Annotated in this window: 20 protein-coding genes; 10 read left to right on the forward strand and 10 right to left on the reverse strand. The window is 54.8% G+C overall.

What is annotated here, in order from left to right:
- Nucleotides 1-11: 11 nt before the first annotated feature.
- The 4 genes from ACTJKZ_RS16490 to ACTJKZ_RS16505 all read left to right on the forward strand — a co-directional run bounded on the left by ACTJKZ_RS16490 (nt 12) and on the right by ACTJKZ_RS16505 (nt 4,269).
- Nucleotides 12-896: a dihydrodipicolinate synthase family protein gene (locus ACTJKZ_RS16490; RefSeq protein ID WP_253421097.1), complete on the forward strand. Its 885-nt coding sequence runs from the start codon at nt 12-14 to the stop codon at nt 894-896.
- A gap of 79 nt (nt 897-975) precedes the next feature.
- A complete protein-coding gene (locus tag ACTJKZ_RS16495) occupies nt 976-2,391 on the forward strand; it encodes a sodium:solute symporter family protein (RefSeq protein ID WP_161731567.1) in 1,416 nt (471 codons plus the stop codon).
- A gap of 1 nt (nt 2,392) precedes the next feature.
- Nucleotides 2,393-3,589, forward strand: a complete 1,197-nt coding sequence (locus tag ACTJKZ_RS16500; protein WP_222924544.1) for a sialidase family protein — start codon at nt 2,393-2,395, stop codon at nt 3,587-3,589.
- A gap of 8 nt (nt 3,590-3,597) precedes the next feature.
- Nucleotides 3,598-4,269, forward strand: a complete 672-nt coding sequence (locus ACTJKZ_RS16505; protein WP_202604838.1) for an SDR family NAD(P)-dependent oxidoreductase — start codon at nt 3,598-3,600, stop codon at nt 4,267-4,269.
- Between the two features lie 48 nt (nt 4,270-4,317).
- Here the strand turns inward: ACTJKZ_RS16505 and yacL are convergent, their stop codons facing one another.
- From yacL to ACTJKZ_RS16525, 4 genes are all read right to left on the reverse strand, one after another.
- Nucleotides 4,318-4,695: a protein YacL gene (yacL, locus tag ACTJKZ_RS16510; RefSeq protein WP_013356797.1), complete on the reverse strand. Its 378-nt coding sequence runs from the start codon at nt 4,693-4,695 to the stop codon at nt 4,318-4,320.
- 190 nt (nt 4,696-4,885) lie between these two features.
- The gene (gene acnB / locus ACTJKZ_RS16515) at nt 4,886-7,483 is read right to left on the reverse strand and encodes a bifunctional aconitate hydratase 2/2-methylisocitrate dehydratase (RefSeq protein WP_161731573.1); all 2,598 of its coding nucleotides are present in this window, start codon (nt 7,481-7,483) and stop codon (nt 4,886-4,888) included.
- Between the two features lie 424 nt (nt 7,484-7,907).
- Entirely contained in the window at nt 7,908-8,765 is an 858-nt protein-coding gene (locus ACTJKZ_RS16520; RefSeq protein WP_440829853.1) for an MBL fold metallo-hydrolase, read from the reverse strand.
- 86 nt (nt 8,766-8,851) lie between these two features.
- Nucleotides 8,852-9,361 (reverse strand): phenolic acid decarboxylase, encoded by a 510-nt coding sequence (locus ACTJKZ_RS16525; RefSeq protein WP_010253965.1) that lies wholly within the window; start codon nt 9,359-9,361, stop codon nt 8,852-8,854.
- A 105-nt stretch (nt 9,362-9,466) separates the two neighbouring features.
- On the opposite strand from ACTJKZ_RS16525, the gene ACTJKZ_RS16530 reads away from it, so the two are divergent.
- Together ACTJKZ_RS16530 and ACTJKZ_RS16535 are read left to right on the forward strand one after the other, a co-directional pair.
- A complete protein-coding gene (locus ACTJKZ_RS16530; RefSeq protein ID WP_253421093.1) occupies nt 9,467-10,366 on the forward strand; it encodes a LysR family transcriptional regulator in 900 nt (299 codons plus the stop codon).
- Nucleotides 10,367-10,508: 142 nt separating this feature from the next.
- Complete coding sequence (locus ACTJKZ_RS16535) at nt 10,509-11,144, forward strand: hypothetical protein (protein WP_222924545.1); 636 nt, start codon at nt 10,509-10,511, stop codon at nt 11,142-11,144.
- Between the two features lie 261 nt (nt 11,145-11,405).
- Here ACTJKZ_RS16535 and lpdA read toward each other — a convergent pair whose 3' ends face one another.
- The 4 genes from lpdA to pdhR all read right to left on the reverse strand — a co-directional run bounded on the left by lpdA (nt 11,406) and on the right by pdhR (nt 18,442).
- Nucleotides 11,406-12,830: a dihydrolipoyl dehydrogenase gene (gene lpdA / locus ACTJKZ_RS16540; RefSeq protein ID WP_010253950.1), complete on the reverse strand. Its 1,425-nt coding sequence runs from the start codon at nt 12,828-12,830 to the stop codon at nt 11,406-11,408.
- A gap of 160 nt (nt 12,831-12,990) precedes the next feature.
- Entirely contained in the window at nt 12,991-14,895 is a 1,905-nt protein-coding gene (gene aceF, locus ACTJKZ_RS16545; protein WP_161731581.1) for a pyruvate dehydrogenase complex dihydrolipoyllysine-residue acetyltransferase, read from the reverse strand.
- Between the two features lie 14 nt (nt 14,896-14,909).
- Nucleotides 14,910-17,576 (reverse strand): pyruvate dehydrogenase (acetyl-transferring), homodimeric type, encoded by a 2,667-nt coding sequence (gene aceE / locus ACTJKZ_RS16550; protein ID WP_161731583.1) that lies wholly within the window; start codon nt 17,574-17,576, stop codon nt 14,910-14,912.
- Between the two features lie 101 nt (nt 17,577-17,677).
- Nucleotides 17,678-18,442 carry a pyruvate dehydrogenase complex transcriptional repressor PdhR gene (gene pdhR / locus ACTJKZ_RS16555; RefSeq protein ID WP_033731582.1) on the reverse strand — a complete coding sequence of 255 codons (765 nt, stop codon included), beginning with the start codon at nt 18,440-18,442 and terminating at the stop codon, nt 17,678-17,680.
- A gap of 515 nt (nt 18,443-18,957) precedes the next feature.
- Between pdhR and aroP the strand changes: the two genes are divergently transcribed.
- The 4 genes from aroP (at nt 18,958) to ACTJKZ_RS16575 (ending at nt 23,229) form a co-directional block, all read left to right on the forward strand.
- Nucleotides 18,958-20,313, forward strand: a complete 1,356-nt coding sequence (gene aroP / locus ACTJKZ_RS16560; protein ID WP_161731585.1) for an aromatic amino acid transporter AroP — start codon at nt 18,958-18,960, stop codon at nt 20,311-20,313.
- A 124-nt stretch (nt 20,314-20,437) separates the two neighbouring features.
- On the forward strand, nt 20,438-20,683 hold the full coding sequence (locus tag ACTJKZ_RS16565; RefSeq protein WP_222924547.1) for a hypothetical protein: 246 nt from the start codon (nt 20,438-20,440) through the stop codon (nt 20,681-20,683).
- Between the two features lie 177 nt (nt 20,684-20,860).
- Nucleotides 20,861-22,273: a glycoside-pentoside-hexuronide (GPH):cation symporter gene (locus tag ACTJKZ_RS16570; RefSeq protein WP_440829854.1), complete on the forward strand. Its 1,413-nt coding sequence runs from the start codon at nt 20,861-20,863 to the stop codon at nt 22,271-22,273.
- Nucleotides 22,270-23,229 (forward strand): glycoside hydrolase family 43 protein, encoded by a 960-nt coding sequence (locus tag ACTJKZ_RS16575; protein ID WP_161731591.1) that lies wholly within the window; start codon nt 22,270-22,272, stop codon nt 23,227-23,229. The genes ACTJKZ_RS16570 and ACTJKZ_RS16575 overlap by 4 nt, the downstream gene beginning before the upstream one ends.
- Here the strand turns inward: ACTJKZ_RS16575 and ampE are convergent.
- Both ampE and ampD read right to left on the reverse strand, forming a co-directional pair.
- Complete coding sequence (gene ampE / locus ACTJKZ_RS16580; protein WP_161731593.1) at nt 23,211-24,065, reverse strand: beta-lactamase regulator AmpE; 855 nt, start codon at nt 24,063-24,065, stop codon at nt 23,211-23,213. The two genes, ACTJKZ_RS16575 and ampE, sit on opposite strands and share 19 nt — an antisense overlap.
- 16 nt (nt 24,066-24,081) lie before the next feature.
- Nucleotides 24,082-24,633 carry a 1,6-anhydro-N-acetylmuramyl-L-alanine amidase AmpD gene (gene ampD / locus ACTJKZ_RS16585; protein WP_161731595.1) on the reverse strand — a complete coding sequence of 184 codons (552 nt, stop codon included), beginning with the start codon at nt 24,631-24,633 and terminating at the stop codon, nt 24,082-24,084.
- Nucleotides 24,634-24,650 lie beyond the last annotated feature (17 nt).

The following is a 24,650-nucleotide window of genomic DNA, read 5'->3' on the forward strand; positions in this document are numbered from 1 at the left end:
TGAGGATTGTCATGAATAAGAAAATCAACGGCGTACTGACCGCCATCGTCACCACCTTTGACCGTGAAGGTGCCTTTGACCCGGTAAGGCAGCGTGAGCAGGTCAGACGCCAGATCAACGCCGGAAACGGCATCTTCTGTGGCGGCACCAACGGCGAGTTCTTTGTGCTGAACGAGCAGGAGAAGATCGCCGTTACCACCACCTGCGTCGATGAAGTCAATGGCCGTGCAGCCGTCGTGGCGCATATCGGCGAGATTTCGACCCGTGAAACGATCCGGCTCGGCAAACAGATCGCCCGCCTTGGCGTGGATGCCGTCTCGGCGATCACGCCATGGTTTGTGCCGCTGAAGCAGCAGGAGCTGATCGACCACTATCAGCGCGTGGCTGACGCGCTGACGGTGCCGCTGTTCCTCTACAACATTCCGGCGCGAACCGGCAATACCCTGCAGCCAGAGACCGTTCGTACGCTGGCCGCGCACCCGAACATCATCGGCATTAAAGACTCCGCAGGCAGCTATGAAAGTCTGAGCGGTTTTCTGCAGGCTACCGCCGACTGTGAGGGCTTTGATGTGCTAAACGGCCCTGACTCACTGATTCATCAGGGATTCGTTGATGGCTGCTCCGCCTCCATTTCCGGGCTGGCAAACGTGGCACCGGAAGCAATTAACGCCATCTGGGCGCGCTTCAGTGCCGGTGACATTGCCGGTTCGCATCAGGCACAGGAGAACGTTACCGGCCTGCGCACCGCGCTGTACAGCATCGGTTTCTCACCGGCCGCCGTGAAAAAAGCGGTCAGCCTGCAGGGCTTTGAAGTGGGTGAAAGCCGCTATGCGGTGCAGTTCAGCGCCGACGAACAGCAGCAGATCCGTCAAATTGTGAACCACTACCTGCAATAACGTCCATCGCCTTTGCACCCTATCGGTCAGATGAGAACGAACCTGATGGTCGCCATCTGCCAGAACAATCGAGGTTACGATGAAAGCATTCTCAACTGAGAGCACCTTACTGATCGTCGGCATGGTGGTCGCCTATATCCTGTTCACCACCTGGCTGACATGGCGCTTACGCAGTAAAACCAGCGGCGACTTTATGGAAGGCTCCCGCGCCATGCCGGCCTTTATCGTCGGCATCATGCTGATGTCAGAGTATATCGGGGCAAAATCGACCATCGGCACGGCGCAGGCAGCCTTTGAGGATGGCTTCGCCGCTTCCTGGTCGGTCATCGGTGCCGCGATAGGTTTTCCGCTGTTTGGCCTGATTCTGGTCAAACGCATTTATAACACCGGGAAGATCACGATCTCTGGTGCTATCGCCGAGAAATATGGCCGTTCGACCAGGAACATTATCTCGCTGATCATGATCTATGCGCTGCTGCTGGTGAACGTCGGGAACTACATCAGCGGTGCGGCGGCGATCTCAACCGTGCTGAAGATCGACCTGACGCAGGCGGCCTTTATTACCGCAGTGGTAAGTACCTTCTACTTTGCATTTGGCGGCATGAAAGGCGTTGCGTGGGTTACGCTGCTGCACAGCGCCATCAAGTATATGGGGATTCTGATCATCCTCTATGTGGCACTGAAGATGACCGGCGGCGTCGCTCCGATGATCGAGAAAATGCCGGCGTTCTACTGGACGTGGGATGGCCACGTCGGGGCCAGCACCATTGTGGCCTGGCTGATCGGGACCGTGGGTTCGATCTTCTGTACGCAGTTTGTGATCCAGGCGATCTCATCCACCAAAGATGTGAAGTCAGCGAAACGCGCTACCTGGGTTGCCTTCATCTTCTGCCTGCCGATCGGTCTGGCGATGGCGCTGATTGGTGTGGCGGCGAAGTTTGCGCACCCCGATATCAAGAGCCTCTATGCGCTGCCTGTGTTTCTGCAGGATATGTCACCGTGGCTGGCAGGCATTGTCACCACCTCGCTGGTGGCCTCGATTTTCGTCAGCGTCGGCACCGTTGCGCTGGCCATCGCCTCGCTGGTCGTAAAAGACTTTTACGTGCCCTGGCGTAACCCGACGCCAGAGCGCGAATTCAAAATGACGCGCTGGATTTCGATTGGCATCGGCTTCTTCCCGCTGCTGTTTGTCCTGTTCTTCCCTGAAGTGCTGAAGCTCTCCTTCTTTACCCGCGCGATTCGCCTGTCGATCACCGTGGTAGCGATTATGGCGTTCTATCTGCCATGGTTTAAGAGCACGCGCGGTGCCAACGCCGGTCTGATTGGTGCCTGCGTGGTCACATCCGTCTGGTTCCTGATGGGTAACCCCTTCGGTATCGACAATATGTATGTGGCGCTGATTACACCGGCCATCATTATGGTAATTGACCGCTGTATCCCGTCACGCCAGTCTCAGCCTCAACCGCAACACAATGCACAAAATAGTGGAGCCTAATATGACTCAGGAAACCGTCACCGCAGAACGCACCGGCCTGGTTGCGCCGCACCCGCAGGATAGCGCCCAGCAGATTGCGATGCTGCCCTCCTCCTGCCCGCAAAACCACGCGGCTAACCTGCTGCCGCTGCCCGATGGCGATCTGCTTTGCGTCTGGTTTGGTGGCACGCAGGAAGGGATTGCCGATATCTCGGTCTGGTGTTCCCGGCTGACAAAAGGCAGCGATCGCTGGAGTGACGCGCAGAAGCTGTCTGACGATCCGGGTCGTTCAGAACAGAACCCGGTGCTGTTTCTCGATCCGGACCAGATACTGTGGCTGCTGTGGACGGCACAGAAATCGGGCAATCAGGACACCGCGATTGTGCGCTATCGCCAGTCTCACGATTTCGGCAAGCACTGGGGCGAGATCAAAACGCTGCTGGATAAGCCCGGCACCTTTATCCGCCAGCCGATTGTGGTGTTGCCCAACGGCAACTGGTTGCTGCCGGTGTTCTACTGCCTGACGCAGCCCGGCGAAAAGTGGGTCGGCAGTTATGACGTCAGCGCGGTAAAAATCTCGGAAGATAAAGGCCAGAGCTGGCGCGACGTCAGCGTGCCTGACAGCACCGGCTGCGTTCATATGAACGTCACCCTGCTGGATGATGGTTCGCTGCTGGCTCTCTACCGCAGTCGCTGGGCCGACCATATCTACCAGAGCCGCTCGTTTGATCAGGGTGAAAGCTGGAGTGCGCCTGAGCCGCTGTCGCTGCCCAACAATAACTCGTCCATTCAGGTCACAACGCTGCGCAACGGTCATCTGGCGCTGGTGTTCAATGCCATGAGCGCCGAAGGTGCCAGCGAGCGCCGGTTGTCGCTGTATGACGAAATTGAAGATGATGAAGAGGACAGTGACGTTGCGGTTGCCGCCGAGCCGGTGGTGCACAGCGGGCGGACCGCCTTCTGGGGCGCGCCACGTGCGCCCATGACGCTGGCTATCTCAACGGATGGCGGCAAAAGCTGGCCGCTACAGCGCAATCTGGACGAAGGCGATGGCTACTGCATGACCAATAACTCTCAGCAAAAGTTAAACCGTGAGTTCTCTTACCCCAGCATCAAACAGGGCGTAAACGGCGAACTACATATCGCCTACACCTGGTATCGCCAGGCGATCAAGTATGTGCGGGTCGACGAGTCCTGGGTGCGGGGGGGTGATGCGTGATTGAAAAGATGGCGCTGGTGACCGGAGCCAGCTCCGGCATCGGTCAGGCGATTGTGGACCGCCTGCTTGATGAGGGCTGGCAGGTTACCGGCCTGAGCCGCTCGGCGATAAATCGGGCAGACGCGGGCTGGCAGAGCCATCAGGTCGACATCAGCGACAGCGCAGCATTGCAGGCTTTACTGGACAAACTGCCGGTGCCGCAGGCGGTGATCCATGCAGCGGGAATGATGCAGGCCGCGCCGCTCGGGGAGCTGGATCTGAACGCCAGCACACGCCTGTGGCAACTGCATGTTGCCGCTGCAGAACAGCTGGCCAATCATTTTGCGCCCCGGATGAGCGCGGGTGGCAGAATCGTGCTGCTGGGCAGCCGCACGTCAGGCGGTGCGTCGGGCCGCAGTCAGTATGTGGCCACCAAATCGGCGATGATCGGCATGGTGCGCAGCTGGGCGGCAGAGCTGGCACCGCTCGGCATTACGGCAAATATTGTAGCGCCAGGCGCCACCGAAACGCCGATGCTGCAACAGCCGGGCCGGGCCAGTTCACCACCGCGCTTGCCGCCAATCGGGCGTTATATTCAGCCGCAGGAAGTGGCCGGGCTGGTCGGCTTCCTGCTTTCGCCGGCGGCAGCGGCGATCACCGGTCAGCAGCTGGTGATGTGCGGTGGTGCGTCGCTGAATTAATTAGCAGGCCGGGCAGCTCAGGTGGCCCGGCCTGTATTAGCGTAAAAATTACCGTACGGGTTTACCATACTGGTTCACAAACTGGCGATAAGCGGCAATCACCAGCTGAAAATCTTCAATACCGCAGAAGGAGAGGCTCTCTTCGTCGTAGTAATTCATCCCCTCTTCCATGCCGTCATCTTCCAGTGCCAGCAGATTAGCGCGAATCATCACCTCTTCCTCATCCAGCAGGATGGTGTACTCGCTGCCGATGCGCTGCCACTGACGCACGCTGCCTTTGACGTCTTCGATTGCGGCTTCCACTTCATCCAGCAATCCTGGATCGTTTTTCACCTCTTCGTTGAACCAGTGGCCGACCGCTTCATGATCCATCGACATACGAACCTTAATCTGTCCGGTCACATCGCGTAAAAATTCATATTCCATCGCCCGTTCCTCTTAACGTCATCGCGTCACCTGGTAAGTGTTCGTGCTGCTCTCGCGGCACAGTGTGACACGTCGCGCATTATTACAGGCTGCCTGCCGAAAGCCAGCTTTTGATCGTCTCTCTACCCCATGTACAGACGTAAAAAAGGGGCGAATCATCGCCCCTTAGTCATAACTGACAGGTGAAGAATCAGACCGCGGTCTGGAAAATCACGCCATCAGCTTTGTCGGTGTACTGCGTCAGCTGGTCGAAGTTGAGATAGCGATACGTGTCGCTGGCCGTTTTATCGACCTGCGCCATAAATTGCTGATACTCATCCGGCGTTGGCAGTTTACCAAGCAGAGACGCGACTGCAGCCAGCTCCGCTGACGCCAGGTAGACATTAGCACCGGTACCCAGACGGTTCGGGAAGTTACGGGTCGAAGTGGACACCACCGTCGAACCATCAGCCACACGTGCCTGGTTACCCATGCAGAGTGAACAGCCCGGGATCTCGATACGCGCACCGCTTTTGCCGAATACGCTGTAGTAGCCCTCTTCGGTCAGCTGTGCCGCATCCATCTTGGTTGGCGGAGCCACCCACAGACGGGTTGGCAGCTGGCCTTTGTGGCTATCCAACAGTTTACCGGCAGCACGGAAGTGACCAATGTTGGTCATGCACGAACCGATGAACACTTCGTCGATCTTCTCGCCCTGAACGTCAGAGAGCAGACGGGCATCGTCCGGATCGTTTGGCGCACAGAGGATCGGCTCTTTGATTTCAGCCAGATCGATTTCGATCACGGCAGCATATTCAGCATCCGCGTCCGGCTCCAGCAACTGAGGATCGGCCAGCCATTTCTCCATGCTTTCAACGCGACGCTCAAGCGTACGACGATCGCCGTAGCCTTCTGCGATCATCCACTTCAGCAGCACGATGTTGGAGTTCAGGTATTCGATAATCGGCGCTTTATCCAGCTTGATAGTACAGCCCGCAGCGGAACGCTCGGCTGACGCATCGGACAGCTCAAACGCCTGCTCGACTTTCAGATCCGGCAGACCTTCAATCTCAAGGATGCGGCCAGAGAAGATGTTCTTCTTACCTTTCTTCTCAACGGTCAGCAGACCCTGTTTGATGGCATACAGCGGAATGGCGTGAACCAGATCGCGCAGGGTAATGCCTGGCTCCATCTTACCTTTGAAGCGCACCAGCACTGATTCCGGCATATCGAGCGGCATAACGCCCGTCGCTGCCGCAAACGCCACCAGGCCTGAACCCGCCGGGAAAGAGATGCCGATAGGGAAACGGGTATGGGAATCACCACCGGTACCCACGGTATCCGGCAGCAGCATACGGTTCAGCCAGCTGTGGATAATGCCGTCACCCGGACGCAGTGACACACCGCCACGGTTCATGATGAAGTCTGGCAGTGTATGGTGCGTGCTCACATCCACAGGCTTAGGATAGGCGGCGGTGTGACAGAAGGACTGCATCACCAGATCGGTCGAGAAGCCCAGGCAAGCCAGATCTTTCAGCTCGTCACGGGTCATCGGGCCGGTGGTATCCTGCGAGCCAACCGAGGTCATTTTAGGTTCGCAATAGGCACCCGGACGAACGCCGGTTACGCCACAGGCGCGGCCAACCATTTTCTGCGCCAGCGAGAACCCACGGGTACTCTCCGCGACATCTTTCGCCTGACGGAATACGGTGCTGTGCGGCAGACCCAGCGACTCGCGCGCTTTGGTGGTCAGACCGCGACCGATGATCAGCGGAATACGGCCACCGGCGCGCACTTCGTCAATCACTACTTCGGTTTTGAGCTCGAAGCTGGCCAGCAGCTCATTGGTTTCGTGGTTGCGGACTTCGCCTTTGAATGGATAGATGTCGATCACATCGCCCATGTTCAGGTTGTTTACGTCCACTTCAATGGGCAGTGCGCCCGCATCTTCCATGGTGTTGAAGAAGATGGGTGCAATTTTGCTGCCCAGCACCACGCCGCCGCCTTTTTTATTTGGCACGTTCGGGATGTCGTCGCCCATAAACCACAGCACCGAGTTGGTGGCGGATTTACGTGAAGAACCGGTTCCGACAACATCACCGACATAGGCCAGCGGGAAGCCTTTGGTCTTCAGAGCTTCGAGCTGTTTGATCGGGCCGATATTGCCCGCTTCATCAGGCTCAATGCCTTCACGGGCATTTTTCAGCATCGCCAGGGCGTGCAGAGGAATGTCTGGACGTGACCAGGCATCCTGGGCCGGAGAGAGATCGTCGGTGTTGGTTTCGCCAGTGACCTTAAACACTGTAACCGTGATCTTCTCTGCCAGTTCAGGCCGTGACAGATACCATTCCGCATCTGCCCAGGATTGCATCACCTGCTTCGCGTATTCATTACCCGCTTTCGCTTTCTCTTCGACATCATAGAAGTTGTCGAACATCAGCAGCGTGTGTGAAAGGGCTTTCGCGGCAATCGGAGCCAGTTTGCTATCGTCCAGCGCCTCAATCAGCGGATGAATATTGTAACCGCCCTGCATGGTGCCAAGCAGTTCAACCGCTTTTTCAGGAGATATCAGAGGAGAGGTTGCTTCGCCTTTGGCGACAGCCGCCAGGAAACCGGCTTTGACATACGCCGCTTCATCGACGCCAGGTGGGACGCGGTTGACCAATAAATCGGTCAGAAATTCTTCTTCACCCGCAGGTGGATTTTTCAGCAGTTCAACCAGCGCGGCCATCTGGGAAGCCTCTAAAGGCTTAGGTACAATTCCCTGGGCAGCACGCTCGGCAACGTGCTTACGGTATTCTTCTAGCACGACGTTATCCTCGCTCTCATTATGTAGGGCTTTCCGACCACCTTGCTCACTTATGGAGAACACACTTCCCTTTCTCGTCCAGGTTGAGGTGCCCGGTTTCGCGGAGGGCAGAATAGCAGGATTTCGTCTGTTTGTTAATCTGTTTACAAAAATACAACATAATCCACTGCGCCCATTTTACCCGCTTATTATCCCGCATCAGCCAGCTAAGTCAGCTGATTGGCTCTCTCAGCAGCGTACCGCATTCCGCTCAAATGACAGCGCGAGGACGTCAGCTTTGCCGCGGTTTTAACGAAATGATTCAGTGAAATAGATAACTGGCAGGAATAGAAACAGCAGGCGTCTGGTGTACAGTAGAGGAGGGTTCGGGAGCAGATCAACACCAGGCTGCAAATCAGCCTGGTGCTCTTCTCGCGTCAGAGGATTACAACGTGGTTTTCATTTCCCGCAGTGATACCGGCCAGTCACCCGGCCAGACGTAGTGATCTTTCAGAATCCGCGCACTGTAGTCGAGACAGATTTTCACCGGCAGGTTGGGATAGATTCGCCCCATCTCCTGCACCAGCTCTTCGCTGTTTTTGACCTTGTGCAGCGTCTTAATGAAATCGTTGATATAGGTGCGGGTAAAGCCTATTGCTGAGGGGCTAAGCGATGGCGTCGTTCGCGAATGGCCAGGGATCAGGACTTTCGGCGCCAGCGCTTCGAGTTTATCCAGACTGCCCATCCATTTCGCCATGCGCTCCGGCGTGCGCATATCGGCAATCCAGACATGTGCATCCGCGAAGACCACATCGGAGGCGATCAATGTTTTCGTCGAGGGGATCCAGAGCGGTGTCACCCGGATGCAATCGCCACTGAGATCGCTCAGGATTTTAATCTCCTGCCCTTCCAGCCAGATCGTATCCTCTTCCAGTTCGGTGATCGCAAACTTAGTGCGGGCACCGTTCTCTTTTAAAACCTGCTTACCCCAGTAATCAATTTTGAAATCAAAGGCGTCATTAACGTCTTCGGCGACCTGCCTGTAAGAGAGAATTTCAGCAGCCGGAAAAACCGACTTAATCACTTCAAGACCCAGAAAATGATCGGGATGCAGATGGGTAATAAAGATGCGTTTCAGGTCGAGACCGGTTTCGATAATCTCAGCGACTAAACGATGCGCATTCGCCAGCGTGAACTGGGCGTCGACTAACATCGCCTCTTTCTCGCCCATGATGATGGTGGAACTGACACCGAAACCGTCGTGCTGATCGCTGCTGATAAAAACCTTCGTCGATAAATCCATTTTTCGTCCTCATACGTTACACATCAGAAGCTGCACGTCAGAAACAACTAAGCAGAAGAGGTCATGATGACCTCTTCTGTTCACTCTTAATTTTTCAGGTTTTCCGGAAAATTGGCGGGCAGCTGATCAGGCGGACAGTCAATGACGCTTTCGTTGTTTTCACCGACATCGCGGATTACGGTCAGCGTCGCGAACTCATCAATCACTTCGGTTGGATAAGCCGGGCCCGCTTCGCGGAATTTCGCCATCTCTTCCAGATGATCATTCTGGAAGCAGACGGTTTTTTCCGGATTATTCATGACCCAGCGTGGGAAAAAGATGGTGCCGTGGAAAATTTTATCCGCCAGATTGACGGCCAGGCTGACATCAGTGCCGGTGGGTTCAGTCCAGGAAACTTTATAGACATCCTGTGCCAGGCGAACCACATAAACATGCTGGTTTTTAACCCAGCGATTGCCGACCATGCCACTGTGAATGCGATAGTCGATGGTGCTGGCATTTTTAATGTAAAGCTCGTAATTCCAGCCATTGTCATAGGTGTAAACCAGATGTTTGCCAACGATGCCAGACAGGTCATGTTTATCAAAAGTGCTCATAATGAATTCCTCATTTGTTTTCCTTGAGGTGATTATTGCGCGTTACAAAAGCGATGAATAACGCTATTTTTAGCACTAAATAATTCAATTTTTAGATGGGTTGTCATGTACAAAACAACGCTGGAACAATGGTATCTGCTCGACGCCGTCGTAAAGGAAGGGAGTTTTGCGCTGGCAGCGGAGAAAAATAATCGTAGCCAGTCCTCATTAAGCTATCAGCTGGGTCTGCTTCAACAACGGCTGGACATGGAACTGCTGGAGCAGGTGGGACGCCGTGCCGTTCTGAGTGCTGAAGGACATCAGTTACTTGCGCAGGTACGTCCACTGCTGGAAGGATTTAGCGCGCTCGAAGCTAAGGCCAGTGCCCTGAGACGGGGTGAACGTTCGCGCATTGATTTAATGGTAGATGCTACTTTTCCTAAACCTCTGCTGTTCGACGTGCTCAGTATATTTCAGCAACGCTATCCACATGTGCGCATCTGGTTCAGCGAAATTGTCCGCAGCGAAACGCCAGACAGGCTGGCGGAACAACAGGCCGATCTCTGGCTGGTGGCGCAATATGGCGCTGAACCATTGGCTGGCGAAAGCCTGATGAGCGTCGATTTCGTTGCCGTGGCACATCGCCATCACCCGCTGCACAGTGAACCTGCCCCGCTTAATGCTGCCACACTGGCGCGCTGGCCCTGTATTACCATTCTGGATCGCCAGCAACAGCAGCAGTCAGAGGTGAGTGGCGATCAGGCAGAAAACTGGTCATTCACTACCCTGTCGGCAGCAATTGAAGCGGTCCAGCACCAGCTAGGCTATGGCTGGCTGCCGGAACAGAATATCGCGGGGCTCTTAGAGAGCGGTGAACTCCGTCCCCTGCCGCTGCTCCAGGGTCGCCGGCGCAGTAGTACGCTGGTGATGTACATCAATGAAGAGAGGCTGCCCGGCAACAGCGCTATTGCTGAACTGGCGCAGATGTTTGTTGAACGGGTGGCGGCGTGGGAAGTGCGTCGCTGAACGTAAATCGAAGGGCACGCGTACAGCAGCTCTTTCTGGCCGCTCGCTCCTTATAACCCCGCTATTTCGCTAGCTCTCATCATTTCCTTTCGCTAAACTGCGGGGCTGGATTCCTCCCAGCATAAATTGCGCAGAGTAATCCATGACCCGCAAATTCAAGCCTTTCACCTCACTTTCCCGCCGCCACCGTCGCACGCGTGTTCAGCACATCAAAAATCTTATCCATCGCGAGCGTGAGCGCTGCGGTGGGCTACATTACGATGATTGTGATTCTGAAAACGCAGAGGCTATTGCGGCGGGCTGGGTCTGGACCTGGAGTGATGTACTTTTCCTGGATGATCAAGATCCCACCATCTATTGGAACGCTGAGATCGTTACTGCTGATGTCGCTCGCATGGATATCATCGAAAACCGGGTACTCAATGAGGCCACTGCAATGCTTGACCAGACCCAACTGGAGGATGAATTCCGTTTAGAGACAGTGTCCAGCTATGACGCGAAAGGAAAGATTGTCAGCTATAAGCAGGTCAAACGCACCCGCGTTGCTTATCCCCAGTTCGGCGGGATGACATATCATGATTACATTAACAAGCGCGTGGCAGATATTCTCCGCGACACCCCACCCGTAATCACCCCTGGTTATCGCATCCAGCACGGCTATCGTAGTGGTATTGGTCTGCAAATTATCGTCGCAGAGTCAGAGCTGACGCGTGAAGTCATCGATAATGCCATCCGCACATTTCTGGCAGGTAACATGCCTTCTCTTAAATCTATATAGCCGTTCTGATGCCCCACATCCCCTGCCGGGCTTTTTGACACACCGCTTCACGGTTAGGGGTTAACGGCTTACTGTCATTGCTAGTCCGGCAGCACAAAGGCTGAATATCAGTAATATTGAAGTGCGATTCCGGGCGATTTTCCCTCGGCCTAACGTGTCTGTCAGAGGAATGAATGGCAGAATCTACTGACACTTATGATCAAAATGACAGCGAAAAAAAAGCCCCCATAACGGGAGCTTTCTCTTTGCAGCAGCAGAAACTTACTTCTTCTTCGCTTTCGCGTTAGGCAGATCGGTGATGCTACCTTCGAAGATTTCTGCAGCCAGACCGACTGACTCATGCAGGGTAGGGTGAGCATGGATGGTCAGCGCAATATCTTCCGCATCACAACCCATCTCAATCGCCAGACCGATTTCGCCTAACAGCTCGCCGCCGTTAGTACCGACAATCGCGCCACCGATAATACGGTGCGTCTCTTTGTCGAAAATCAGCTTGGTCATGCCGTCTGCACAATCAGAAGCGATAGCACGGCCTGAGGCAGCCCACGGGAAGGTGGAGGTCTCGTAGCTGATGCCCTTCTCTTTCGCTTCTTTCTCGGTCAGACCGACCCAGGCAACTTCTGGCTCAGTATAGGCAATTGAAGGGATCACTTTCGGATCGAAGTAGTGCTTCAGACCAGAGATCACTTCAGCCGCTACGTGGCCTTCATGCACGCCTTTGTGCGCCAGCATTGGCTGACCGACGATGTCGCCGATAGCATAGATGTGTGGCACGTTGGTGCGCATCTGTTTATCGACGCGGATGAAGCCGCGATCGTCCACTTCCACGCCCGCTTTACCGGCATCCAGACCTTTACCGTTCGGCACACGACCGATAGCAACCAGCACCGCGTCATAACGCTGCGCTTCGCCTGGTGCTTTTTTGCCTTCCATTGAAACGTAAATGCCATCGTCTTTTGCTTCAACGGCGGTCACTTTAGTTTCCAGCATCAGGTTAAATTTCTTGCTGATTTTCTTGGTAAAGACTTTCACCACGTCTTTATCCGCAGCCGGGATAACCTGGTCGAACATCTCAACCACATCGATCTCTGAACCCAGCGCGTGATAGACCGTCGCCATTTCCAGACCGATGATACCGCCGCCCATGACCAGCAGACGCTTCGGCACTTCTTTCAGTTCCAGCGCATCGGTAGAGTCCCAGACGCGTGGATCTTCATGTGGAATGAATGGCAGTTCGATTGGGCGTGAACCCGCAGCGATGATAGCATTATCGAAGTTGATGGTGGTCGCGCCGCCTTCTCCTTCAACCACCAGGGTGTTAGCACCGGTGAATTTGCCCAGGCCATTCACCACGGTGACTTTACGACCTTTTGCCATACCTGACAGGCCGCCAGTCAACTGGTTGATAACCTTCTCTTTCCAGCTGCGAATCTTGTTGATATCAGTAGATGGCTGGCCAAACACAATGCCGTGCTCTTCAAGGGCTTTTGCCTCTTCAATCACTTTAGCAACGTGCAGCAGCGCTTTAGATGGGATACAACCGACGTTCAGACAAACACCACCGAGGGTGCTGTAACGCTCTACCAGTACGGTTTCCAGACCTAAATCCGCACAACGGAAGGCTGCAGAGTAACCTGCAGGACCTGCCCCAAGTACCACGACCTGGGTTTTAATCTCTGTACTCATCATGACCTCTTAATTGATATCCGGCGGGTCAGACGTTCTTATAATGCCCTTATTCCACCGGGACTTTCACCGCAAGAGTTTACAGAATTGTTAACAAACTGCCAACAGCGGCGCGACGAATCGTTAAAGGAAGGCCGGCATCCGCCGGCCTTCTTCACATTTACATAACTAAACGACGAATGTCAGACAACATATTGCCGATAATGGTGATGAATCGCGCACCATCAGCACCGTCGATCACGCGGTGGTCGAAGGAGAGAGAAATCGGCATCATCAGACGCGGCGTAAACTCTTTACCATTCCACACCGGCTCCATCGCCGATTTAGAGACACCCAGGATAGCCACTTCCGGCGCGTTAACGATCGGCGCGAAGTGTGTGGTACCCAGGCCGCCCAGGCTGGAGATGGTGAAACATCCGCCCTGCATGTCGCCCGCTGTCAGCTTACCGTCACGCGCTTTCTTCGAAATTGCCATCAGTTCACGCGACAGCTCGGTGATGCCTTTCTTGTTCACGTCTTTGAAGACCGGAACAACCAGGCCGTTTGGCGTATCAACCGCCACACCGATGTTGATATATTTCTTCAGCGTCAGTTTCTGCGCATCTTCAGACAGCGAGCTGTTGAAGCGTGGCATCTGCTCAAGCGCCGCCGCGACCGCTTTCATGATGAACACGACAGGCGTGTATTTCACATCCAGCTTACGCTTCTCTGCTTCAGCATTCTGCTGCTTACGGAACGCTTCCAGATCGGTGATATCGGTTTTGTCGAAATGCGTAACGTGCGGGATCATCACCCAGTTACGGCTCAGGTTCGCGCCAGAAATTTTCTGGATACGACCCAGTTCGACTTCTTCGATTTCGCCAAACTTACTGAAATCAACTTTCGGCCATGGCAGCATGCCCGGCAGACCACCGCCGCTTGCCGCAGCAGGCGCTGCTTCAGCGCGTTTCACGGCCTCTTTCACGTAAGTCTGCACGTCTTCTTTCAGAATGCGACCTTTACGGCCGGTGCCTTTGACTTTCGCCAGGTTAACACCGAACTCGCGCGCCAGGCGACGGATCACCGGGGTCGCGTGAACGTAAGCGTCGTTCTCTGCGAACTCACCTTTGCTGTTGGCTTTGGCTGCTGGCGCCGCGGCGGCTGGCTTAGCCTCAGATTTCGCAGCAGGCGCCGGAGCGGCGTCCTGTTTCGCGGCCGCAGGGGCGGCCGGAGCAGCACCTTCGACTTCGAACACCATGATCAGTGAGCCGGTGCTGACTTTATCGCCCGTGGCGACTTTCAGCTCTTTGACAGTACCTGCAAACGGCGCAGGGACTTCCATTGAGGCTTTGTCGCCTTCAACCACGATCAGTGACTGCTCAGCCTCAACTTTGTCGCCAACTTTGACCAGGATCTCGGTAACTTCGACTTCATCACCGCCGATATCCGGAACGTTGACCTCTTTTGCGCCTGCAGCAGCAGCGGGTGCCGATGCTGCTTCTTCTTTCACTTCTGGCTTCGCATCAGAGGCCGGTGCTGCGCCTTCTGCTTCAAAGACCATGATGGCTGAACCGGTGCTGACTTTGTCGCCGGTCGCAATGGTGATCTCTTTGACCACACCCGCGAACGGAGCCGGAACTTCCATTGAGGCTTTATCACCTTCCACCACAATCAGTGACTGCTCGGCTTCAACTTTGTCGCCAACCTTCACCAGAATCTCAGTGACTTCGACTTCATCACCGCCGATATCCGGCACAGCCACTTCTTTGCTGGCCGTCGCCGCAGCAGCGGCTGGCGCAGGCGCCGCGTCCGCTTTTTTCTCTGCGGCCGGTGCTGGTGCTGCTTCCGCAGCGCCTTCAGCATCAAACACCATGATCAGTGAGCCGGTCTCAACTTTGTCACCGGTAGAGATCTTAATCTCTTTCACTACGCCAGCCTGTGGCGACGGCACTTCCATTGAGGCTTTGTCGCCTTCCACGGTGATCAGCGACTGCTCGGCTTCCACCTTGTCGCCAACTTTCACCAGAATCTCGGTGACTTCAACTTCGTCAGACCCGATATCCGGTACCTTAATTTCGATAGCCATTACTCTATTACCTCTTAAGCCAGACGCGGGTTAACTTTATCGGCATCGATATTGAATTTGGTGATCGCATCGGCCACCACTTTCTTCTCGATCTCGCCGCGTTTAGCCAGCTCACCCAGCGCGGCAACCACCACATAAGATGCATCCACTTCGAAGTGATGACGCAGATTCTCACGGCTGTCAGAGCGACCAAAGCCATCGGTACCCAGTACGCGATAATCGCTGGCCGGGACATAGCTACGAACCTGCTCAGCGAACAGTTTCATGTAGTCGGTTGAAGCAACAGCGGGTGCGTCGTTCATCACCTGAGCGATGTAAGGTACGCGCGCTTCTTCAGTCGGATGCAGCATGTTCCAGCGCTCACAATCCTGGCCATCACGCGCCAGCTCGGTGAACGAGGTCACGCTGTAGACATCAGAGCCGATACCGTAATCTTTCGCCAGGATCTGCGCAGCTTCACGCACGTGACGCAGGATAGAACCTGAGCCCAGCAGCTGCACTTTACCTTTGCTGCCTTCTACCGTTTCCAGCTTATAGATACCCTTACGGATACCTTCTTCAACGCCCTGCGGCATTGCTGGCATATGGTAGTTTTCATTCAGCGTGGTGATGTAGTAGTAAACGTTCTCCTGCGCTTCGCCATACATACGCACCAGACCGTCATGCATGATGACTGCGACTTCATAAGCGTAAGATGGATCGTAAGAGATACAGTTCGGGATAGTCAGAGACTGAATATGGCTGTGACCATCTTCATGCTGCAGACCTTCGCCGTTCAGCGTCGTACGGCCTGAGGTACCGCCGACCAGGAAGCCGCGCGCCTGCTGGTCGCCCGCCAGCCACATCAGATCGCCAATACGCTGGAAGCCGAACATCGAGTAATAAATGTAGAACGGGATCATCGGCAGGTTGTTGGTGCTGTATGAGGTCGCCGCAGCCAGCCAGGATGAACCTGCGCCCAGCTCGTTGATCCCTTCCTGCAGAATCTGGCCTTTCTCGTCTTCTTTGTAGTAGGCAACCTGCTCGCGGTCCTGCGGGGTATACTGCTGACCGTTCGGGCTGTAGATACCGATCTGACGGAACAGACCTTCCATACCAAAGGTACGCGCTTCATCGGCGAGGATCGGAACCAGACGATCTTTGATCGACTTGTTCTTCAGCATCACGTTCAGGGCACGCACAAAGGCGATAGTGGTCGAGATCTCTTTGTTCTGCTCATCCAGCAGCGCACTGAACTCTTCGAGTGCTGGCATTTCCAGCTTTTCAGTGAACTTCGGCTGACGCGTTGGCAGGTAACCGCCTAACTTCTCACGCTGACCGTGCAGATAAGTATGCTCTTCTGAGCCTTTCTCAAAGGTGACGTACGGCAGTTCTTCGATTTTATCGTCAGCAACCGGCACGTTAAAGCGATCACGGATATAGCGTACGCCATCCATGTTCATCTTCTTCACCTGGTGGGCAATGTTTTTGCCTTCCGCGGTGTCGCCCATACCATAACCTTTGATGGTATGCGCCAGGATCAGTACTGGCTTGCCTTTGGTATCCTGCGCTTTTTTCAGTGCCGCATAGATTTTCTTCGGATCGTGGCCGCCACGGTTTAATGCCCAGATTTCATCATCGGACATATCTTTAACCAGCGCCGCGGTTTCCGGATACTTGCCAAAGAAGTGCTCACGCACGTAGGCACCATCACGGGATTTGAAGGTCTGGTAGTCACCGTCAACGGTTTCGTTCATCAGCTGAATCAGCTTACCGCTGGTATCTTTGCGCAGCAGCTCGTCCCAGCGACCGCCCCAGATGACCTTGATCACTTCCCAGCCAGCACCGGCAAAGATGCCTTCCAGCTCGTTGATGATCTTGCCATTACCGGTTACCGGGCCATCCAGACGCTGCAGGTTGCAGTTGATGATGAAGACCAGATTATCCAGTTTTTCACGGGTGGCGATGGTGATCGCACCTTTTGATTCCGGCTCATCCATCTCACCGTCACCCAGGAAGGCGTAAACGGTCTGGGCAGAGGTGTCTTTCAGGCCACGGTGTTCCAGATACTTCAGGAACTTCGCCTGATAGATCGCTGACAATGGACCCAGACCCATTGATACGGTCGGGAACTGCCAGAACTCCGGCATTAATTTCGGGTGCGGATAAGAAGAGAGGCCTTTGCCATCAACTTCCTGACGGAAGTTATTCATCTGATCTTCGGTCAGGCGACCTTCAAGGAACGCACGGGCATAGATACCCGGAGAGATGTGGCCCTGGAAATAGACCAGATCGCCGCCATCCTTCTCACTGCGCGCGCGGAAGAAGTGGTTGAAGCACACTTCATAAATCGTCGCAGAAGACTGGAAGGAGGACATGTGGCCACCGAGTTCCAGATCTTTCTTCGACGCGCGCAGCACCGACATGATGGCGTTCCAGCGGATTGCGGAACGGATACGACGTTCAAGAGAGGTGTTGCCCGGATAATCGGGTTCATCTTCAACGGCAATAGAGTTGATATAGTTGCTGATTGCAGACGAACCTGCAGCCACTTTTACGCCGCCTTTGCGGGCTGCACCCAGTACCTGATCAATCAGATACTGTGCACGTTCAACACCTTCTTCACGGATGACCGATTCGATCGCCTGTAGCCAGTCACGAGTTTCAATCGGATCCACGTCATTGTGTAAACGTTCTGACATGGGTGTGTTCCTTATCTGTGTCTAATACGTTGAATAATCGGGAGCCTGTTAAAGCAGATGCCGGCAGGCTCGTCTGATGTCAGTACGATCTTTGTCGCACGTTATTCCTTACGTTGCTGTAAACGACGCAGGGAGCGTTCCCGACGGCTCTGCTCCCGACTTCTGTCCAGCAAGATTTCCTCTATGAACGCCAGGTGACGGTGTGAAGCCTCGCGCGCTTTTTCTGGCTCACGGGCCACAATCGCCTCAAAGATTCTGGCGCGGTGACCGCTCACTTTTGCCAGCATTTCCCGGCGCGAGTAGAGCAATTCGAAATTCTGACGGACGTTTTGTTCCAGCATAGGGCCCATTGAGCGTAGCAAATGTAAAAGCACAACATTATGGGCCGCTTCTGTGACAGCGATCTGATACTGCATCACTGCGTCCGCTTCGGCGTCTAAGTCGCCGCTGTCCTGCGCCTGCTGGATATTCACATGGCAGTCGCGAATGCGCAGCAGGTCTTCCTCTGTGCCGCGCAGTGCCGCGTAATAAGCCGCGATGCCCTCTAAGGCATGGCGCGTTTCCAGCAGATCAAACTGTGATTCCGGATGGTCGGCGAGAAGCTCAACGAGGGGATCGCTCATGCTTTGCCAGAGATGCTCCTGTACAAATGTTCCGCCACCCTGTCGGCGCAGCAATAATCCTTTGGCTTCTAAGCGCTGGATCGCTTCGCGGAGGGACGGACGTGAGACATCGAATTGTTTAGCGAGTTCGCGCTCAGGCAGCAGCTTCTCTCCCGGACGCAGGGTCCCTTCCATAATCAGCGATTCGAGCTGTTGCTCGATAGCGTCGGAGAGCTTAGGTTGGCGAATCTTACTGTAAGCCATCGTCCCTTCTTATTAAGCCAATCGTCCGGAGTAAATTGGTAATACCAATTGCAAAGAGGTGCCGGTAAAGTAACAAAGTATTCACCTTGTGTCTATATGGTGTCTGCGACATTCACCTGCCCCCAAAGCCTGTGCTGGCGCTAACTTGCGGTTAAAAAAATGAAAAATTCGCGTTGCCACAAATGTTAAATAATTTCACTTTTACCAAACCTTACACCCGCTTAGCGCGTTAGCGCAGCGGCAGGCATAAGTGAAACCTATTCGTCATTAACGGCATTTCATGGCAGAAGTTGCTGTGGGCAGACGTGACCAGGACGGCGTTTTTTCAGTCAACTCTCAGCACGAAAGGCGAAAGCAGGTGCAAAGCGATCCGCTTATCACTATTCTTGTCGCCAGGGTAGCAGATGGCAGCATTCAGCACGCCGGATACCGTAAAATAATCAATACGTTATTGTAACTACTTCATTACAGCGGACTGCGCTGCGAACGAAGAATAAAAACATCACGAGGTTTGTATGGAACAACAGCAAGGCGAAGCGCTGAAACGTGGTCTTAAGAACCGCCATATTCAGCTCATCGCGCTGGGTGGTGCAGTGGGAACCGGGCTGTTTCTGGGCAGCGCATCGGTCATTGAATCCGCCGGACCGGCCGTTATTCTGGGCTATGCGATTGCCGGTTTTATTGCCTTTTTAATCATGCGTCAGCTGGGTGAAATGGTGGTGGAAGAGCCGGTCGCCGGCAGCTTCAGCCACTTCGCGTATAAATACTGGGGCAACTTTGCCGGGTTCGCCTCAGGCTGGAACTACTGGGTCCTTTACGTACTGGTTGCCATGGCAGAACTTACTGCCGTTGGTAAATATATCCAGTTCTGGTGGCCAGACTTTCCTACCTGGGCCTCAGCCGCCATCTTCTTCGTGATGATCAACGCCATCAACCTGACCAACGTGAAAGTGTTCGGTGAGATGGAGTTCTGGTTCGCCATCATTAAAGTGGTTGCGGTCATCGGCATGATTCTGTTCGGTGGCTGGCTGCTGTTCGGCGGTCACGCGGGTCCGCAGGCGACCGTGCGCAACCTGTGGGAACAGGGCGGCTTTTTCCCGCATGGCATCGGCGGTCTCGTCGCGGTCATGGCAATTATCATGTTCTCGTTCGGCGGACTGGAGCTGGTAGGTATCACCGCAGCAGAGGCTGATAACCCGGAAGTGAGCATTCCAAAAGCAACTAACCAGGTGCTGTGGCGTATCCTGATTTTCTACATTGGTTCGTTGGCAGTGCTGCTGTCTCTGATGCCGTGGAGTCGTGTCACGTCAGAAGTCAGCCCGTTTGTCTTTATCTTCCACGAGCTGGGCGATGCCATGGTGGCGAATGCGCTGAACGTGGTGATCCTGACGGCGGCCCTGTCGGTCTATAACAGCTGCGTTTACTGCAACAGCCGTATGCTGTTTGGTCTGGCACAGCAGGGCAATGCGCCGAAAGCGCTGCTGAAAGTCGATCGTCGCGGTGTGCCGGTGTTAACGATTCTGGTCTCGGCTGTTGCCACTGCACTGTGCGTGCTGATCAACTACCTGATGCCGGGCGAAGCGTTTGGCCTGCTGATGTCGCTGGTCGTCTCCGCGCTGGTCATCAACTGGGCAATGATCAGCCTGGCGCACCTCAAGTTCCGTCGTAAGAAAGATCAGCAGGGCGTCACCACCCGCTTCAAAGCGCTGCTCTATCCGGCGGGTAACTGGATTTGCCTGGTCTTCCTGGCGGCGATTCTGGTGCTGATGGTGACCACGCCGGGCATGGCGATCTCTGTCTGGCTTATCCCGGTCTGGCTGGTCATTCTGGGTATTGGTTACTTTATTAAGAACCAGACGCAGAAAGCCTGATCTTTTTGCTCATCCGGTGCGCGCTGTCAGGCGCACCGGCCACTTTAGCTCTATTACTATTTTTATTACTGGCTTGAGATGGTAATTTTTTCCTGCTTCTAACCTGATTAAGGAAAAAATTATTATGCGGGAACTCGCACCATCAGAAATTTTGGCCGTAAGTGGCTGTGGCATGATTCAGGATATTACTACCACCGTGGGTAAGCAGGCCGGTTCATTAATCGGTAACATACTCGGCTCCCTGATCCCGGTGCCATTTATTTCCGGTTTAGTAGGTTCTGTTGCCAGCACTCTCTTTGGCAATATTGGTGGCTGGCTCGGCAGCTTCGTTGGCGGACTGGTTGAAGGCCAGAACAAAAGCGCTGCGTAAACACCCTTTCGTTAAAAATACCCTCTATAAACTAATGTGAACTGGCTCGCTGGTGCGTACCAGTTCACATTTTTTTGCGCCCGCCTGTTTTGTCCATCTTTGTAACCAATTGCTGCTGCGTCACAGACGGCTTCGACCCTAATAATCACTGGCTTCACGGTTTGCAGGAGAAGCAAAATGAAGCCCGCAGCACTCTCATTTAAAGAAAAGCTGGGTTATGGCATGGGCGATGCCGGATGCAACATGATTGGCGGTGCCATCATGTTGTTCCTGAACTACTTCTATACCGATGTTTTCGGGCTGGCTCCGGCGCTGGTGGGAACTCTGTTGCTCTCGGTCAGGGTGCTCGATGCAGTCACCGATCCGATTATGGGTGCCATCGCCGATCGCACCCAGAGTCGCTGGGGCCGTTTTCGTCCCTGGCTGCTGTGGGTTTCCGTGCCCTATGTGGTCTTCAGCGTACTGATGTTCACCACGCCAGACTGGACTTACCACAACAAGGTGATCTGGGCCTTCGTCACCTATTTCCTGATGTCGCTAACTTACACAGCGATTAACATTCCTTACTGTTCTCTGGGCGGCGTGATTACCAACGACCCCGGTGAGCGTGTCTCCTGTCAGTCTTATCGCTTTGTCATGGTCGGCCTCGCCACGCTGATACTCTCTCTGTCCCTGCTGCCGATGGCAGAGTGGTTCGGTGGCGAAGACAAAGCGCGCGGCTACCAGATGGCGATGGCGGTACTGGCAACCATTGGCCTGGCAATGTTTCTGTTCTGCTTTGCCACGGTACGTGAACGTATCCGCCCGGCCGTGCCGAGTAATGATGATCTGAAGAAAGATCTGCGTGATGTCTGGAAAAATGACCAATGGGTGCGCATTCTGCTGCTCACCTTCTGTAACGTCTGCCCTGGCTTCATCCGCATGGCGGCCACCATGTATTACGTGACCTGGGTCATGGGCCAGTCAACGCACTTTGCCACGCTGTTTATCAGCCTGGGAGTCATTGGCATGATGGTCGGCAGCACGCTGGCAAAACTGCTCACCGATCGCTGGTGCAAACTCAAAGTCTTCTTCTGGACCAATATCGCACTGGCCCTTTTTTCCAGCGCCTTCTACTGGATCGATCCCCACGCTACCGTGATGGTGGTGGTCGCCTATTTTGTGCTGAACATTCTGCATCAAATCCCCTCTCCGCTGCACTGGTCACTGATGGCCGATGTGGATGACTACGGCGAATGGAAAACCGGCAAACGCATTACCGGTATCAGCTTTTCCGGCAACCTCTTTTTCCTTAAGGTAGGGCTGGCAGTGGCCGGTGCGATGGTCGGCTTTCTGCTGTCGATCTATGGCTACAATGCGGGCGCTAAGCAGCAGTCACCTGAGGCGATTAACGGCATCATGCTGCTCTTCACCATTATTCCTGGCGTCGGCTATCTGATTACCGCAGGTGTGGTACGACTGATGAAGGTCGACCGCAAAATGATGATTACCATCCAGCAGGATCTCGCGCTGCGCCGCGAAAACTTCCATGAGTTACACACTGTTCGCCTGCGCGACGGTGTTGTCACGCCAACCGGAGATGTTAAATGACCGCAATCTTGCCGAATCCTTTTATCGAGCAGCGTGCCGACCCCTTTATTTTGCGTCATGAACAGTACTATTACTTTGTGGCATCGGTGCCTGAGTATGACCGGCTGGAGATCCGTCGCGCCACGACGCTGGCCGGCCTGCGCAGCGCCGAGCCGGTGGTCGTCTGGCGCAAGCCCGAGAGCGGCCCCTTTAGCGAGTTAATCTGGGCACCTGAGCTGCACTACATTAACGGACAGTGGGTCATCTATTTCGCAGCAGCACCCACACGCGAAATCAAAGAGGGACTGTTTCAGCACCGGATGTATGCGCTGGTGTGTGAGGCGGCAGATCCGTTGCAGGGCGAATGGCAGCCCTGCCGCAGGGTCTTCACCCACCTGGACAGCTTCTCACTGGATGCAACCCACTTCGTGCATCAGGGCAAAAACTGGTATCTCTGGGCGCAGAAAGATCCCCTGATTCCCGGCAACTCTAACCTCTACCTGGATGAGCTGCTGAATCCCTGGACGCTAAAAGGTACGCCCGTAATGCTGAGCCGGCCGGAATATGAGTGGGAGTGTGCAGGGTTCAGCGTTAATGAAGGACCGGCGGTTATCCGTCACGGCGATCGGCTGTTTGTGACCTATTCCGCCAGCGCCACCGATGAAAATTACTGTCTGGGGATACTGTCGATTGCCGCGAATGCCAACCCGCTTGATGTCGCAGCCTGGCAGAAATCAGCGCGTCCGGTATTTGTGACCAGCTGGGACAACCACCAGTACGGGCCGGGCCACAACAGTTTTACCCAGGATGAGGCAGGACGCGACGTACTGGTGTACCACGCGCGTAACTACACTGAAATTGAAGGCGATCCGTTATGGGATCCGAACCGCCATACCCGACTGAAATATTTCAGCTGGCGGGAAGATGGCACGCCTGATTTCGGCGTGCCACCTGCTGATTACACCAGCGTGCCGTAAATCGTCAGCAACGCGACGGCAACAACCAGCACCAGCGAAGTCCGTTTCGCTAACGCCACGGCCACCCGTGGCGTTTCAACTTTATCGGTGTGCGGATCGCGCGACAGTGAGAACTGCGCCAGCGTCGTCAGCACGTGATACTGAGAACGGTGACGATCGGTCAGCGAGGCAAACCAGGCGGGCAGCGCTTTTTCGCCATGGCCCAGCAGCGCGTAAGCGACACCCGCCAGCCGCACCGGGATCCAGTCGAGCAAATGCAGAATCGCATCCACGCCTGATTGCGCTCGCGCCATTGGTGTGCCGAATTTTGCCAGCCAGCCTTGCCAGGCGCGCAGAAACGCGTAACCCACCAGCAGCACCGGCCCCCACGGGCCACCCACCACCAGCCAGAACATCGGGGCGAGATAGAAACGGAAGTTTATCCAGATCAGCGCATTCTGCAGCTCGCGCAGAAACTCACGCTCGCTACACTCCACCGGCACACCATGGATCAGCGTCAGCTCAGCCGCCATCGCTTGATGTGCCGCGTCGTCGTCATGGCTGGCCGCCTTCAGATAGTTATGGTAGTGCTGACGCACTGAGCCGGCACCGATACAGAGCAGTCCGGCAACAATCCAGAACAGCAACTGCAGCACGCCAAACAGCAATCCTTTCAGACTCCAGACCACCAGTGCGGTCAGCGCCATTGCCAGTAGGGTCATCAGCAAAGTACGCATCATGGAGTAATGGCGACGATGGCGAAAAATCGGCTCCAGCCGGTGTTCGAGCTGCCAGTGCTCGCCCAGTTTAAACAGGCGCTCCCAGCCTAAAACCAACAACAAGGTAAACAACGTCATACTGACTCCGCAAAAATCAGGATTTTTGCTGCGTTAACAGCTGTTTGTAGTAGTCCCAGTCAAAAGCAGGCCCGGGATCGGTTTTGCGTACCGGCGCGATATCGCTGTGCCCCGTGATACGTGCAGGCGTTACCGGATAGTGTTGCAGCAGTAACTGCGTGACCTGCTGCAAGGCCCGATATTGCGCCTCGCTATACGGCTCGCTGTCAGTTCCTTCCAGCTCAATACCGATGGAGAAGTCGTTGCAGTTCTCACGTCCTTCGAACTGCGAAATGCCTGCATGCCAGGCGCGTTTGTCAAAAGGGACATACTGCACGATCTCCCCGTCACGACGAATCAGGCAGTGTGCTGCCACTTTCAGCGCGGCGATATCCGCAAAATAGGGATGGGCATCAGGCGGTAATGTGCCGGTAAACAGTCTGTCGATCCAGGGTCCGCCAAATTCACCGGGTGGCAGGCTGATATTGTGGATCACCAGCAGTGAAGGCACCTCATTGTCAGGGCGTTCATTGCAGTGTGTTGACGGCACGTGACGCACACCGGTCAGCCAGCCCTGTTTGATTTTCATACCGCTTTTCCTTATAT

Origin of the sequence: Pantoea sp. 22096 (genome assembly GCF_052045955.1) — a bacterium.
In the GTDB taxonomy this organism is placed as follows: domain Bacteria; phylum Pseudomonadota; class Gammaproteobacteria; order Enterobacterales; family Enterobacteriaceae; genus Pantoea; species Pantoea alfalfae.

Bases quoted from the DNA above. Each gene is read 5' to 3' on its own strand.
- ACTJKZ_RS16570 (WP_440829854.1), top strand. From the start codon at position 20,861: ATGAAGCCCGCAGCACTCTCATTTAAAGAAAAGCTGGGTTATGGCATG.
- ampD (WP_161731595.1), bottom strand. From the start codon at position 24,633: ATGAAAATCAAACAGGGCTGGCTGACCGGTGTGCGTCACGTGCCGTCA.
- aceE (WP_161731583.1), bottom strand. From the start codon at position 17,576: ATGTCAGAACGTTTACACAATGACGTGGATCCGATTGAAACTCGTGAC.
- ACTJKZ_RS16530 (WP_253421093.1), top strand. From the start codon at position 9,467: ATGTACAAAACAACGCTGGAACAATGGTATCTGCTCGACGCCGTCGTA.
- ACTJKZ_RS16500 (WP_222924544.1), top strand. From the start codon at position 2,393: ATGACTCAGGAAACCGTCACCGCAGAACGCACCGGCCTGGTTGCGCCG.
- yacL (WP_013356797.1), bottom strand. From the start codon at position 4,695: ATGGAATATGAATTTTTACGCGATGTGACCGGACAGATTAAGGTTCGT.
- ACTJKZ_RS16495 (WP_161731567.1), top strand. From the start codon at position 976: ATGAAAGCATTCTCAACTGAGAGCACCTTACTGATCGTCGGCATGGTG.
- lpdA (WP_010253950.1), bottom strand. From the start codon at position 12,830: ATGAGTACAGAGATTAAAACCCAGGTCGTGGTACTTGGGGCAGGTCCT.
- ACTJKZ_RS16490 (WP_253421097.1), top strand. From the start codon at position 12: ATGAATAAGAAAATCAACGGCGTACTGACCGCCATCGTCACCACCTTT.
- ACTJKZ_RS16505 (WP_202604838.1), top strand. From the start codon at position 3,598: ATGGCGCTGGTGACCGGAGCCAGCTCCGGCATCGGTCAGGCGATTGTG.
- ACTJKZ_RS16535 (WP_222924545.1), top strand. From the start codon at position 10,509: ATGACCCGCAAATTCAAGCCTTTCACCTCACTTTCCCGCCGCCACCGT.
- ACTJKZ_RS16575 (WP_161731591.1), top strand. From the start codon at position 22,270: ATGACCGCAATCTTGCCGAATCCTTTTATCGAGCAGCGTGCCGACCCC.
- ACTJKZ_RS16520 (WP_440829853.1), bottom strand. From the start codon at position 8,765: ATGGATTTATCGACGAAGGTTTTTATCAGCAGCGATCAGCACGACGGT.
- ACTJKZ_RS16565 (WP_222924547.1), top strand. From the start codon at position 20,438: ATGCGGGAACTCGCACCATCAGAAATTTTGGCCGTAAGTGGCTGTGGC.
- aroP (WP_161731585.1), top strand. From the start codon at position 18,958: ATGGAACAACAGCAAGGCGAAGCGCTGAAACGTGGTCTTAAGAACCGC.
- aceF (WP_161731581.1), bottom strand. From the start codon at position 14,895: ATGGCTATCGAAATTAAGGTACCGGATATCGGGTCTGACGAAGTTGAA.
- pdhR (WP_033731582.1), bottom strand. From the start codon at position 18,442: ATGGCTTACAGTAAGATTCGCCAACCTAAGCTCTCCGACGCTATCGAG.
- ACTJKZ_RS16525 (WP_010253965.1), bottom strand. From the start codon at position 9,361: ATGAGCACTTTTGATAAACATGACCTGTCTGGCATCGTTGGCAAACAT.
- ampE (WP_161731593.1), bottom strand. From the start codon at position 24,065: ATGACGTTGTTTACCTTGTTGTTGGTTTTAGGCTGGGAGCGCCTGTTT.